Origin of the sequence: Nocardioides sp. NPDC023903 (assembly GCF_040639295.1) — a bacterium.
Lineage (GTDB): Bacteria > Actinomycetota > Actinomycetes > Propionibacteriales > Nocardioidaceae > Nocardioides.
In genome coordinates, this window is record NZ_JBEZZS010000024.1 from 17,920 (window position 1) to 30,841 (window position 12,922).

General features: G+C 69.3%; 12 protein-coding genes and 1 tRNA gene. 5 read left to right on the forward strand and 8 right to left on the reverse strand.

The features are described from left to right. Positions 1-4 precede the first annotated feature (4 nt). From AB0F44_RS21430 to AB0F44_RS21440, 3 genes are all read left to right on the forward strand, one after another. A complete protein-coding gene (locus AB0F44_RS21430; protein ID WP_357358713.1) occupies positions 5-679 on the forward strand; it encodes a zinc-binding dehydrogenase in 675 nt (224 codons plus the stop codon). A gap of 65 nt (positions 680-744) precedes the next feature. Beyond that, entirely contained in the window at positions 745-1,806 is a 1,062-nt protein-coding gene (locus tag AB0F44_RS21435; RefSeq protein ID WP_357358714.1) for an alkene reductase, read from the forward strand. Between the two features lie 13 nt (positions 1,807-1,819). Continuing rightward, positions 1,820-2,287: a MarR family winged helix-turn-helix transcriptional regulator gene (locus AB0F44_RS21440; RefSeq protein WP_357358715.1), complete on the forward strand. Its 468-nt coding sequence runs from the start codon at positions 1,820-1,822 to the stop codon at positions 2,285-2,287. Positions 2,288-2,345: 58 nt separating this feature from the next. On the opposite strand, the gene AB0F44_RS21445 is transcribed toward AB0F44_RS21440, so the two are convergent. Together AB0F44_RS21445 and AB0F44_RS21450 are read right to left on the reverse strand one after the other, a co-directional pair. Then, positions 2,346-2,418, reverse strand: a tRNA-Lys gene (locus tag AB0F44_RS21445). 31 nt (positions 2,419-2,449) lie between these two features. Further along, complete coding sequence (locus AB0F44_RS21450; protein WP_357358716.1) at positions 2,450-3,325, reverse strand: helix-turn-helix transcriptional regulator; 876 nt, start codon at positions 3,323-3,325, stop codon at positions 2,450-2,452. 157 nt (positions 3,326-3,482) lie between these two features. Between AB0F44_RS21450 and AB0F44_RS21455 the strand changes: the two genes are divergently transcribed. Beyond that, on the forward strand, positions 3,483-4,181 hold the full coding sequence (locus AB0F44_RS21455; protein WP_357358717.1) for a TetR/AcrR family transcriptional regulator: 699 nt from the start codon (positions 3,483-3,485) through the stop codon (positions 4,179-4,181). Positions 4,182-4,239: 58 nt separating this feature from the next. Here AB0F44_RS21455 and AB0F44_RS21460 read toward each other — a convergent pair whose 3' ends face one another. The 4 genes from AB0F44_RS21460 to AB0F44_RS21475 all read right to left on the reverse strand — a co-directional run bounded on the left by AB0F44_RS21460 (position 4,240) and on the right by AB0F44_RS21475 (position 10,894). After that, positions 4,240-6,042, reverse strand: a complete 1,803-nt coding sequence (locus AB0F44_RS21460; protein WP_357358718.1) for a bifunctional metallophosphatase/5'-nucleotidase — start codon at positions 6,040-6,042, stop codon at positions 4,240-4,242. A 140-nt stretch (positions 6,043-6,182) separates the two neighbouring features. After that, complete coding sequence (locus AB0F44_RS21465; RefSeq protein ID WP_357358719.1) at positions 6,183-7,502, reverse strand: M20 family metallopeptidase; 1,320 nt, start codon at positions 7,500-7,502, stop codon at positions 6,183-6,185. A 25-nt stretch (positions 7,503-7,527) separates the two neighbouring features. Continuing rightward, positions 7,528-9,351 carry a serine hydrolase gene (locus AB0F44_RS21470; protein WP_357358720.1) on the reverse strand — a complete coding sequence of 608 codons (1,824 nt, stop codon included), beginning with the start codon at positions 9,349-9,351 and terminating at the stop codon, positions 7,528-7,530. Positions 9,352-9,418: 67 nt separating this feature from the next. Then, positions 9,419-10,894 (reverse strand): amidase, encoded by a 1,476-nt coding sequence (locus AB0F44_RS21475; RefSeq protein ID WP_357358721.1) that lies wholly within the window; start codon positions 10,892-10,894, stop codon positions 9,419-9,421. A gap of 98 nt (positions 10,895-10,992) precedes the next feature. Here AB0F44_RS21475 and AB0F44_RS21480 point away from each other — a divergent pair, with 98 nt between their 5' ends. Next, complete coding sequence (locus AB0F44_RS21480; RefSeq protein ID WP_357358722.1) at positions 10,993-11,433, forward strand: DUF4440 domain-containing protein; 441 nt, start codon at positions 10,993-10,995, stop codon at positions 11,431-11,433. 7 nt (positions 11,434-11,440) lie between these two features. On the opposite strand, the gene mgrA is transcribed toward AB0F44_RS21480, so the two are convergent. Together mgrA and AB0F44_RS21490 are read right to left on the reverse strand one after the other, a co-directional pair. Further along, complete coding sequence (gene mgrA / locus AB0F44_RS21485) at positions 11,441-12,502, reverse strand: L-glyceraldehyde 3-phosphate reductase (protein ID WP_357358723.1); 1,062 nt, start codon at positions 12,500-12,502, stop codon at positions 11,441-11,443. Then, positions 12,499-12,912, reverse strand: a complete 414-nt coding sequence (locus AB0F44_RS21490) for a DoxX family protein (RefSeq protein ID WP_357358724.1) — start codon at positions 12,910-12,912, stop codon at positions 12,499-12,501. The genes mgrA and AB0F44_RS21490 overlap by 4 nt, the downstream gene beginning before the upstream one ends. Between the last annotated feature and the right edge of the window lie 10 nt (positions 12,913-12,922).

Genomic DNA, 12,922 nt, shown 5'->3' on the forward strand with positions numbered 1-12,922 from the left:
GGGCGTGAGCGACGTACAGGTCGGCGACGAGGTGCTCGGCTGGGCGGACACCGGCTCGTACGCCGAGTACGCGCTGGCCACCGCCGTGGCTCTCAAGCCCGCAGACCTCTCCTGGCAGGACGCGGCCGCGCTGCCGGTCGCCAGCGAGACGGCCGAACGGGTCCTGGACGAGCTCGAGGTGACCGCCGGGGAGACCGTGCTGATGCACGGGGCCTCCGGAGCGGTCGGCACCGTGGCCGTCCAGCTCGCCACCGCCCGCGGCGCCCGCGTGATCGCCACCGCCGGTCCCTCGAACCAGGACTACCTCACCTCGCTCGGCGCGACCCCGACCACCCATGGCGAGGGCCTGGTCGAGCGGGTGCGGGCCCTGGCTCCCGACGGCGTGGACGCGGTCTTCGACCTGGCCGGCAAGGGCGCCCTGCCCGACTCCATCACCTTGCGCGGCGGCACCGAGCGCATCGTCACCATCGCCGACTTCAGCGCGGGCCAGCTGGGCGTCGCCTTCTCCCCCGGCGGCGGAGACCACCCCGCCGAGCGCCTGGCCGCCGTGGCTCAGGACGCCGCGGCCGGAAAGCTGACCACCACCGTCACGTCGTACCCACTGGCCAAGGCGGCCGACGCCCAGCAGGCCAGCGACGCCGGACACGTACGCGGCAAGCTCGTCCTCGCCGTCGACTGAGCCTCCCGCCCCCAACCCAACTTGTGGTGGCCATTCGGGCCACCGCGTCACCGAAGGAGACTTTCATGCTGGAATCCCTGTGGGCCCCGATCACTCTCGGCGGCACCCCTTTGCCACACCGTCTGGTCATGGCACCCATGACCCGTGACCGCTCCACCCCCGAGGGCGTGCCGACGGAGCTGAACGCCGAGTACTACGCACAGCGCGCTTCCAAGGCGCTGATCATCACCGAGGGCACCCAGCCCTCCGCCGACGGACAGGGCTACCTGCTCACCCCCGGTATCTACAACGAGGCGCAGATCGCCGGATGGCGCAAGGTCACCGACGCGGTGCATGCGGCAGGCAGCCGCGTGTTCATCCAGCTGATGCACGTCGGCCGGATCTCCCACCCCGACAACACTCCGCACCACCGCCAGCCCGTCGCCCCCTCGGCGATCCGCCCGGCCGGCGTGATGTTCACCGCCTCCGGCCCTCAGGAGATGCCCGAGCCCCGTGCACTGTCGACGCAGGAGGTCGCCGAGACCGTCGAGGACTTCCGGCGGGCTGCTGCTGCGGCTGTGGCCGCGGGCGCAGACGGAGTGGAGATCCACGGCGCCAACGGCTACCTGATCCACCAGTTCCTCTCCGGCAACGCCAACCAGCGCACAGACCGTTACGGCGGCTCGGTCGAGGCCCGTATCCGCTTCGCCGTGGAGGTTGTCGCCGCGGTGGCCGACGAGATCGGCCCCGAGCGCACCGGCATCCGTATCTCGCCCGGAAACCCGTACAACGACATCGCCGAGTCCGACACCCACGAGCTCTATCCGACGCTCGTCGAGGCGCTGCGTCCGCTGGGTCTGGCCTACCTGCACCTGATGCATGTGGGCGACGAGGCGCTGCTCGACACACTCCGCGCACAGTGGCCGGGCACGCTGATCCTCAACCGGCCCGGTGCGGACATCCCCACCCGCGCCAAGGACGTCGACAACGGCACAGCCGACCTGGTCTCCGTCGGTGCACTGGCGCTTGCCAACCCCGACCTGGTCGAGCGGCTGCGCGTCGGGGCAGAGTTGAACACTCCCGACCCGGCGACCTTCTACGGTGGTGGAGCGGTCGGATACACCGACTACCCCACTCACACCGGCTGAAGAAGCGGAGACCATGCCCGAGATTCCCACCACTGCCGCAGGCGGGCCGATGAGCTACGCGATCTTCCAGCTCGCCCGCGCCCACCGTGCCTACGCCGGCGCCCTGCTGCGCAAGATGGACCTGCATCCCGGCCAGGAGCTGCTCCTGATGCAGCTGCTGGACCGCGAGGGCCAGACCCAGTCCGAGCTTCTCGAGAGCGTCGGCCTCGACCACTCCACCGTCTCGAAGTCCCTGCGCCGCATGCAGGAAGCGGGCCTGCTGGTCCGCGAGCCGGCCGAGCACGACCGGCGGGTGATGGTCGTCCACCTCACGGACAAGGGCCGTGCCATGCGCGAACCCATCGCCGCCCTGTGGCAGAGCCTGGAGGGAGTCTCCGCGGGCAATCTGACCGACGATCAGGCAGCAGCGTTCGTCGAGGCTGCCGGCGCGATCACCGACGCGATCACCAGCCGTCCGCTGCCGCAAGAGGAATCCGGCTGACCCTCACTACACGGTCGAGCCCCGAGTCGCATGTGCGACCCGGGGCTCGAACCCGCTGTAGGCCGTGTCGGTCTCGAACCGACGACCCATGGATTAAAAGTCCACTGCTCTACCAACTGAGCTAACGGCCCGCCGGGAGTCTACCGGAGCAGCGGCCGTGTCCTATTCGTGGTCGCCCAGCCGCGCCGACGACTTTCCGCGCTCGCTGATGATCCGGGCGCATCGCTCGGCGGCCGCGTCGCCCGTCAGCGCGTGCTCGAGCAGGAGCTGCGTCCAGCGTTCGTAGCGCGCGACCTCGACCGGATCGGCGATCTCGAGGTCGCCGGCGCTGGTCTCGAGGGTGACGATCCGGTCGCGCTGGTCCCAGCCGTGCTGGACCAGGACGGGGAAGCTCTCGAAGGGGACGATCCCGATGGTCGCCTGGGTGGTGGTCGCCAGGTTGGCGATGTGATCGATCTGGGCACGCATGATGTCGGGCGAGCCGACCAGGTGATGGAGGGCCGCCTCGCCGACGAGGATGGTGATCGACCGGCCGGCCTCGTAGAGGATCGCCGAGCGACGCAGCCGCGCCGCGATGACATGGGAGACCTCCCCTGCAACGGCCTCCTGGTCACGCGAGCCGCCTGCCAGCGCCAGCAGGGCACGCGCGTAGTCGGGGGTCTGCAGCAGCTCGGGGACACTGTGCGGCTGGTAGCTGGTCAGGACCTTGGTGGCCACCTCGGTCGCTGCGTACGCATCCTGGTGCTGCTCCGCACCACCGCCGGTCGGATGTGCGTCGCGGAACGCCGCCTGCTCCTGGTCGGCGCGGGCACGCAGCGCGAGCAGCATCTCCCGGTCGGCCCCCACCGCGGCTGCCCAGGCGCGTACCTCTGCCTCGGAGACGGACTGCCGGCCCGACTCGATCTTCGACACCTTCGGCTGGGACCAGCCCGAGCCCAGCGCGTCGGCCAAGCCGGCCCCGGTCAGGCCGGCGGCGCGACGGGCATCCCGGAGGGCCTCGGTCAGTGCTTCACGGGCTCGGCGGTTGGGGCGGGGCACGGCGACAGCCTCCTACGACGGCTTAGACAGGTTCGACGAACCACCATCGTGCCCGATGGGCATACCGTACGTCCAGATGCACATCATGATTGGCAATATCAAAATATTATGCTCCACTGAAGGTCGGGGTCGACCCCAACAGGAAGGCATGGACTCGATGAGCATCCGACGAACCCACCCCGGACGACCGCGTCTCGTCCCCTCGAACACGGCAGCTCCACCGCGCGAGCAGGTGCTCCATGCCGCGGCGCAGTTGTTCGTGACCCAAGGCTTCGCAGCCACCTCGACCCGGGAGATCGCCGACAAGGTCGGGATCAGGCAGGCGTCGCTCTACTACCACTTCACCGGCAAGGACGAGATCCTCGCCGAGCTCCTGGAGCGGTCCGTCCGCCCCACCGTCGATCGGGTCGACCAGATCGAGCAGCTGACCGCGGCCGCGGGCCCTGAGACCGCGCTCTACCTGCTGGCCCTCGTCGACATCCACACGCTCGCGGAGGCGCCGGACAACATCGGCATGCTGGCCACCCATCCCGACGTGACCAGCAGCGAGGCGTTCGACGCCTTTCGCAGCATTCGCGCCGAGCTCGCCGACGCCTACGGGCGGATCGCCACCCGGGCCGCAGCGCCCGGCACCGCCACGGCGGCCGAGCCGGGCCACCTCGGTGAGATGCTCATGCATCTGGTCGAGGTCACCACCACCCTCCGCAGCAGCGGCGTGCCGATCGACGACGCGACCGCCGCCGTCATCGCCTCGACCTGCCTTCGCGCCTGCGGGATCCCCGACACTCGCATCGCCCCGGCGGCCTCGTCTGCGGCGACCTTCATCGACGGACTGTCGATGAAGGCGCCGACATGACGGCGGGCCCGACCAGCTCAAAGCTGGTCGGGCCCGCTGCATACGAACGAACTTTCGTTCAGTGGGTTCCGGTGATGCGGTCGAGCGGGCCCGGGGTGTAGGGCGAGTTGGCCTCCAGGTAGGCGGAGAAGGCGTCGATGTCGAGGCCGCCGTAGTAGGGGTCGGTGCCCTTGGTGAAGGCCGCGAAGGCGTCGCCGCCGCCCTGCAGGAAGTTGTTGGTCACGACCCGGTAGGACGCGGCCTTGTCGATCGGCTGGCCGTTGAGCGTGACCGAGCCATCGACGGGGCCCGAGGGGCTGATCTGGTAGGAGAAGCCCTCGGAGACCTGCAGGATCTTGTGGGATGCGGCGTTGGCACCGGTGACCTGCTGGGTGAGCAGGTCGTAGATGTCCTGGCCGGTCATGGTCAGCGAGACGAGGTAGTTGTTGAACGGCTGGACCGTGAACGCCTCGTCGTAGGTGACCTCACCGACGGCCTCCCCGTAGGGCGAGTTGGTCGCGGTCAGGTCGGCACGGATACCGCCCGGGTTCATGAACGCGATCACCGGCGTCTGTCCGTTGACGACCGTCGACTGGTCGGCGAGCTGGGCGTCGGCGATGAGGTCGCCGAGCGCGGACTCACCGGCGGGGCTCTGGTCACGCTTGATGTCGGACGAGATCGAACCGAGCACCCGGGAGGCGATCGGGGTGACCAGCTGCTTGTAGGTGTTGATCAGCGTCGTCTGCTCGGGGGCCTTGGCCACGTCACGGGTGACGAGCAGGTTCGAGCCCTTGACCGACGAGCGGACGATGTCGCGCGACTTGAGGTTGTACTTCAGGTTGGTCTCGGTGTAGAGCCGACCGAAGGACGAGGCCGAGGTGATCAGGCGGGATTTGCCCTCGGGGTCCGGTACGTCGCAGACGTAGGGGTTGTGGGTGTGCCCGGTGACCACCATGTCGATCTCGGGGTCGAGGCCCTGGGCGATCGGCACGATCGGCGAGCCGGCGACGAGCTCGCCGCCGCCCTCGCAGGTGTAGTCGTACCTGGCGTTGACGTCGTAGACCGTGCCGGTGGCGGGGTCGGTCCACTTCTCCTTCGGCAGGTTGGCACCCTCGTGGATCAGGGTGACGATCGCCTTGACGCCCTTCTTCTTCAGCTTGGGCACGAGCGCGTTGGCGGTCTCGACCTCGTCCTTGAAGGTGAGGCCCTTGACCCCCTCGGCGGTAACGATGTCGGGAGTGCCCTCCAGGGTCATGCCGATGAAGCCGATCTTGACGCCGTCGATCTCCTTGATGGCGTAGGACGGCAGGATCGTCTTGCCGCTCGCGTCCTCGATCACGTTGGAGGCGAGGATGTCGAAGTCGGCGCCCGCGTACTCGTGGGCGGCGCAGGAGTTCTGGTTGTCCTCGCCGTCGCCGTCGTCGATGCAGCCGCCGTCGGCGATGCGCTGCAGCTCCTTGTAGCCCTCGTCGAACTCGTGGTTGCCGACCGCGGTCACGTCCAGGCCGAGCTTGTTGAGCGCCTCGATGGACGGCTCGTCGTGGAAGGCGGCCGAGAGCAGCGGCGAGGCGCCGATCAGGTCACCCGCGGCGACGGTCAGGGAACGGTCGTGGCCCTTGCGCGCCTCGGCCAGGTGGGAGGCGAGGTATTCCACGCCACCCACGTTGACGGTGTCATCGACCGGCTTGCCGGTGGCTGGGTCGATGTGGTGGCCGGTGACCAGACGCCCGCTCGAACCCGACGGCGCCTCGAGATTGCCGTGGAAGTCGTTGAACGAGAGCAGCTGGACATCGACCAGGTTGGCTCCCGGCTTGGCCGAGGCGGACGTCGCGACCGGGGTGGCGACTGCGGCGGCCGCGAGAGCGACTGCGGCAACGGCCACAACGGGGCGAAGCTTTCGGGTGTTACGAGGCATTGCGGGGCTCCCCATCTCAGTGATCGACGAAGGGAACAATGCCCCTTCGGGTTCTCATTGTGAAGAGGTAACAGGATTACCGCTGCCTAATCGTCATCAACCGTTAATCACCCGAAAAATTCGGTAACGTCCACCGCCCCGCCGGCCTCCTCGAACTCGTCGCGGACCATCTCCCGCAGGTTCGCGTCGGAGAGGTAGTCGGCAGCCACCCCGGCGAGGCCGTAGGCGGCGTCGACGAGCACCTCGTCGGCGTACGGCGTGACCGCGGCAGCGGCGAACTCGCGGCTGTGCAGCGACACGTCGGGCTCGGCGATCTTGACCATCGCGTGCAGGCCGGGGACGCGGAAGGAGACGTTGCCGAAGTCGGTGGACCCGGCGAGCAGGTCCGGGACGACGCCGGGCGCGAGGACGGTGTGGTTGCGCTCCTGGTAGCGGCGATTCCAGGCCTGCGCCAGCCCGCTGTTGTTGCGGATCGGCAGGTAGACCGGCGACCCGTCCCAGCTGAACTCGACACCGCAACCCGTCATCAGCGCCGCACCCATCGCCATCTCCTCCAGTCGCTGGGAGAGGATCTTGAGCGTCTCGGGGTAGGCGGAGCGTACGTAGAACTCGATCGAGGCGTGCTCCGGGATCACGTTGGGGCGCAGGTCGCCGTCGGTGATGATCGCGTGCACCCGGTCGGTCGGCGGCATCTGCTGCCGGTTGAGCGCGACGCCGGTGTAGAGCAGGTTGGCCGCGTCCAGGGCGTTGCGGCCCATGAACGGCTGGATCGAGGCGTGCGCCGGCACCCCGACGTACGTCACCTTCAGCTGCCTCCGGCCCAGGAAGACCGGCTCGGAGCTGTCGTAGGTGAACGGGTGGATCATGATCGCCGCGTCGACGCCGTCGAAGGCGCCCTTCTGCGCCATCAGCTCCTTGCCACCACCGCCCTCTTCGGCCGGGGTGCCGAGCCAGATCACGCGGCCGCCGAGGCGGTCGATCACGCTCGCGATGGCCAGGAACGCGCCGACGCCGACCGTGGCGATCAGGTTGTGGCCGCAGCCGTGACCGATGCCGGGGAGCGCGTCGTACTCGGAGAGCACCGCGATCGTCGGACCGTCCTTGGTGCCGCCCGCCGAGGCGTAGAGCGCGGTCGGGAGGCCGTAGGCGCCACGGGCGACCTCGATGCCGTGAGCCTCGACGAACTCGGCCAGCCCGGCCGAGCTCCGGTGCTCCTCGAAGCCGGTCTCCGGGTGCTCGGCGAGGTCGTGGGAGACCGCGACGAGCTCGGGGCCCAGGTCCACGAGCTTGTCGCGGATGGCGTCCAGGATGCCTCTCGGCGCGCCCGCCGAGGTCGACTCGGCGGCCTTCGTGATGAGCGCCTTGGCGTCTGTTTCGTCGCGGAGCTGGTTGACCAGGAACGGGTTCGGCTGCTGCGGCTGGCTCATGTGGCCAGAGGCTATCGGTGATGTGTCATCGATCGCTGAGGGCCCAGCCGTCGGCGATGATGCGTGCCTCGTCGGCGGGTCGGGAGGAGTCGAACAACGTACGCCGCCCCTGGCCGACCACGATGCCGTCGACGTAGATCCCGCGACCCTGGGAGGACGAGTCGGTCTCGTAGGTCCACCGCACCGTGGTCGTGCCGTCCGGGAGCTCAGCGCTGCCGCACAGCCATCGCCGGCCGCCGTAGCCGTTGACCGCCTCGCTGGTCTCCCAGCTCCAGTCACCACCCTCGAGGGTCCAGGGCAGCGGGTTGAAGGTGGTGCCGTCGGTGGAGTATTGCAGGCGGCCGAAGTCGAAGCGAGGCTCGGTGTCGAACCAGTAGTCGAAGCGGAGCCCCGCGTCGTCGGTGGCTGCGAGCGGCACGTCGAGCGTTGCCTTCTTCGCGTTCGTGCGGCCCGAGAACCACGACGTACGTCCCGTCGCCGGCCTGACCGCCGAGGCCACGCCCAGCGCGTCGGAGACGGCACGACGGGAGGGGTTGTTGCTGCCCCAGTCGCGGCTGGGGTGGACGCGGTTGGTCATGAGCACGACGAGCTGGTGGCCGATCGGGTCCATCACGAAGCTGGTGCCGGTGTAGCCGGTGTGGCCGAAGGAGACCGGGGACCAGATCGGGCCGTGGTACCAGGTCGTGGCGAGCTCCCAGCCGAGGCCGCGGGAGCTGGTGAACCGGGCGCCGGTGTAGTCGTTCAGCGAGAGCCTGACCGTGTCTTCCTTCAGGATCCTGGTGCCGTTGTAGACGCCGCCGTTGAGGTACATCTGGCCGAACCTGGCCATGTCCGAGGCGGTCGAGAAGACGCCCGCGTGACCGGCGACGCCACCGAGCGCCCAGGCGTTCTCGTCGTGCACCTCACCACGGATCATCGGACGGCCGGCCCACGGCTGATACTCGGTGGCGGCGACACGGTCGAGGCGGTCGGCGGGCGGGTTGTACATGGTGTCGCGCATCCCGAGCGGCTCGGTGATGTGGTCGCGTACGTAGGCGTCGAGCTTCTTCCCCGAGAGCCACTCGACCAGCAGCCCGAGAGTGATCAGGTTGATGTCGGAGTAGCGGTAGATCTGCTCGGGCGCGTGCGTCGGGGTCGTGTCCATGATCGCCGCGACCCGCTCCTCGTAGGTGTCGTAGCCCGCCCACAACGACGGTGACGGGCCGGCGAGCAGACCGGAGACGTGGGTGAGGAGGTGGCGTACGAGGATCGCGTCCTTGCCGTGCGGCGCGAACTCGGGCAGGTAGGTGACCACCGGGGCCTCGAGGTCGAGGCTGCCCTGCTCCATCAGCTGGAGGATCGCGGTCGTGGTGAAGAGCTTCGACATCGAGGCGATGTCCCACATCGTGTCCAGCCCGGCTGCGACCTGCTGCTCGGCCGGGAGCTCGACGACGGTGGTGCCGTCGAGGCCGTATCGGAGCGCCTTGCCGACGCTCTCGTGGGCCACGATGACGCCGTCCTTGACCGCTATCGCGGTGGCCCCTGCGTACAGGGGGTGAGCGGGGTTCTCCGTCGTCGGCTCGAGGAACCGGGTCAGCTCGGTGCGGATCTTCCCGATCTGCGCCGGGTCGAGGCCGACCTGGCGGGCATGACCCGGCCGGAGGACGGTGCCAGGGGTGAAGGTGAGCTCCTCGGGCGTGATGGTCGGCGGCTGGCCGGCCAGCGAGGCGAGCGTCCTGGCTGCCTTGGTCGGGTCCTCCGGGGTCGAGGCCACCGCAGCACCGCCGAGGAGAGTCATCGCGACTCCGCTCAGGGTGCCGCCGAGAAGCGTGCGCCGAGAGGTCATGAGCATGTCCGGAGACGGTGTCATACCCCGATACTGCCGCTCCGGCGCGAGCTTCGTGCGTGAAAGGAAATTTTCTTTCACGACGCCGGTCTCAGAGCGTCGGCCAGTGCTCCGCCCACGGCTTCGCCTGCTCCAGCTGAGCAGCGACCTGAAGCAGCAGGCCGTCGTCGCCGAGCTGCCCGGAGAGCTGGATGCCCAGCGGCAGTCCGGCGGCGGTCCGGTAGGTCGGCACCGAGATCGCCGGGCGTCCGGTGATGTTGGCGAGCTGGGTGTAGGGGACCCAGCCGAGGTTCTCGTCGACCAGCTGGTCGATCATCCCGGTCGCCCGCATCACCCGCCCGCCGTGCACCTTGTGGAGCACCCGTGCCGCGGTCTGGAGCGCCTTGGGCGTGGTCAGCTGCCCGACCTTCAGCGGCGGCTTCGCCAGCGTCGGGGTGAGCAGCAGGTCGTACGTCTCGTGGAACGCGCTCAGGCGGCGTACGTGGTTGCGGCGGTTGATGTGCGCGAGCTCGACGGCGACCACTCCCCCGGCCCGGCCGAGCTCGGCCACGGCGAGGGTGTCGGCCTCGAAGTCGGCGTTCTTGGCGCCGACGCGGAGCTTGGCCTCAGCGACCTCGGCAGCAGCGGAGGCGAACCAGATGGTGAGGAAGTCGCGGCCGAGCTCGGCGGCGTCGTAGGGCGCCTCGACCTCCTCGACGTCGTGGCCAAGCGCTTCGAGGGCCTTGGCGGCATCCTCGACGGCCGCGATCGCCTCGGGGTCGGGGGCGGTGATGGAGGACGTCGAGGTGAACCCGATCCGGAGCTTGCGCGGCGCGCTCGCAATGGCCTCGGAGAAGGCGGCACCGGGGTGCGGCGCGTGGATCATCGCCATCGGCTGGTCACCGACGAGTGCGTCGTAGAGCCCGGCCGCGTCGCGGACCGTGCGGGTCACCACGCCCTGGACGACGAAGCCGTTGGAGGCATCCAGGCTCTGCGGGCCCAGCGGCAGTAGCCCGCGGGTGGTCTTCAGCCCGACCAGGCCGTTGCAGGCCGCCGGGATCCGGATCGACCCGCCGCCGTCGTTGGCTCCGGCGGCCGGGACGATCCCGGCGCCCACCGCGGCCCCGGAGCCACCCGAGGAGCCGCCGGGCGTGTGGTCGGTGTTCCAGGGGTTGCGCGCGGCGCCGAACAGCTCCGGCTCGGTGATCCCCTTCGACCCGAACTCCGGGGTGTTCGTCTTCCCGAAGATCACCAGGCCGGCGTCCAGAGCGCTCTGGGTGAAGTAGGAGTGCTCCTCGGCGACGTCGCCGACGAGCGACCGCGAGCCGTACGTCGTCGGGTGTCCCTGGTACTCCTGAGCCAGGTCCTTCACCAGGAACGGCACCCCGGCGAACGGCCCGCTCGGGCCGTCGCCGGCCACTTGGGCATCGGCCTCGGGGATATCCGCGACGATCGCGTTGATCCGCGGATTCACCGCCGCCGCCCGCTCCCGCGCCGCGGCCAGGACCTCGGCCGCGGTCACGTCCTTGGCAGCGATCAGCTGCGCCAGCCCGGTGGCGTCGTACGTCAGATACTCATCGACCCGCATGAGCGCAGGTTAGCCGTCGGACGGGCCACGCGGGCCGATGTGAGTCAGTCGATCCAAATGAGGTGCCACGTCCGGAGTGCGTAGCTATGTTTCCGGACATGGCCATCACTATCGGCGAAGCCTCCTCGAAGGCGGACGAGACCGCGATCGAGGCCCTGGTGGGCGCGTTCTTCTCGGCTTTCACCTCAGGACCGGACGCGGCCGCACGCCTGGACGATCTGCGCCGGATCATGCTTCCCGGCGCGACCGTGGTGCGCACGTGCGGGCTACCGGCCGAGGTCTACGACGTCGAGTCCTTCATCGCCCCGCGTCTCACGCTCCTGACCAGCGGGGAGATCAGCGAGTTCGAGGAGTGGCCGGAGCCCGGCCGCATCGACGTCTTCGGCGACATCGCCCACTGGTGGGGCGCCTACGGCAAACGCTGGCGCGCGAGAGGCGAGATCCACACCGGCCGGGGCATGAAGACGATGTCCTTCGTACGCACCGACGACGGCTGGCGGATCAGCTCTGCCGCCTGGGACGACGAGCGTCAGGTTTGACGACCGGTCAGTTGAAGATCTCCCGGTAGTCACCCTCGACCCGGTCGCGCTTCCACATGTCGATGCCGGTGGAAGCGGCGTACTCGTCGATCCTGGCCAGCTCCTCGGTGGTGAACTCTGGACCGGAGAGCGCGCCGACGCAGTCGGTGACCTGCTCGGGGCGGGAGGCGCCGATGACGACCGAGGTCATCCGCGGATCACGCAGCGCCCAGGCGAGCGCCATCTGGGCGAGCGTCTGACCGCGGTCGACGGCGAGGGCGTTGAGCGACTCGATGCCGGCGAGCGTCTCGGGGGTGAGCGCCTCCGGGGTCAGGAAGCGGGCCTTGGCAGCGCGCGAGTCCTCCGGGATGCCGCCACCACCGAGGTACTTGTTCGTCAGCAGACCCTGCGCCAGCGGCGAGAAGGAGATCGCACCGGCCCCGACCTCGTCGAGCGTGTCCAGCAGTCCGTCGGTCTCGAGCCAGCGGTTGAGGATCGAGTAGGACGGCTGGTGGATCAGCAGCGGCGTACCGAGGTCGCGCAGGATCGCCGCCGCCTCACGGGTCAGAGCCGAGGAGTACGAGCTCAGCCCGACGTAGAGCGCCTTGCCGGAGCGCACGATCTGGTCGAGGGCGCCCATCGTCTCCTCCAGCGGCGTGCTGGGGTCGGGGCGGTGGTGGTAGTAGATGTCGACGTAGTCGAGCCCCATCCGCTTCAGCGACTGGTCGAGGCTGGAGATCAGGTACTTCCGCGAGCCGCCGATCTTGCCGTACGGCCCCGGCCACATGTCCCAGCCGGCCTTGGTCGAGATCACCAGCTCGTCGCGCAGCCCGGCGAAGTCCTCGCGCAGGTGGCGGCCGAAGTTCTCCTCGGCGGAGCCGTAGGGCGGGCCGTAGTTGTTGGCCAGGTCGAAGTGGGTGATGCCCGCGTCGAAGGCCGTACGCAGGATCGCCCGCTGCCGCTCGAACGCCAGGTCGTCACCGAAGTTGTGCCACAGCCCGAGGCTGACCGCCGGCAGATCCAGACCACTGTTGCCGGTCCGCCGATACGGCATCGCGTCGTAGCGGGACTCCGAAGGAACGTACGTCATGCGCCGGTCCCCTTTCCGGCGCGCAGCGCCACCTTGATCATCGGCCACTGCAGCGGCAGCCGCGCGACCGTACCGGCGAAGAAACCGGCCGACTTCGGGGTCCGCTTCCGGTTCGCCCGCTTCCCCGCGTCGACGCTCATCTGCACGTTGGCCGGGAACACACCCACCAGCAGCGCAGCACTCGCGAGCCCGGCGATCCGGCGGGTCTTCGGGTGCAGCAGCCCCAGCCCGCAGACGATCTCCGCGACCCCGGAGACCTCGACCACCTTGCGCGCATCCGGCAGCGCCGCCGGCACGATCGGCTCGAACACCTGCGGCCTCACCAGATGCAGGATCCCCGACCCGAGGAACAGTGCGGCCAACCCGGCAAGCGGCAGATCGAGCCGCGAAGAAGAAGATTCAGTGCTCACGGGTACGACT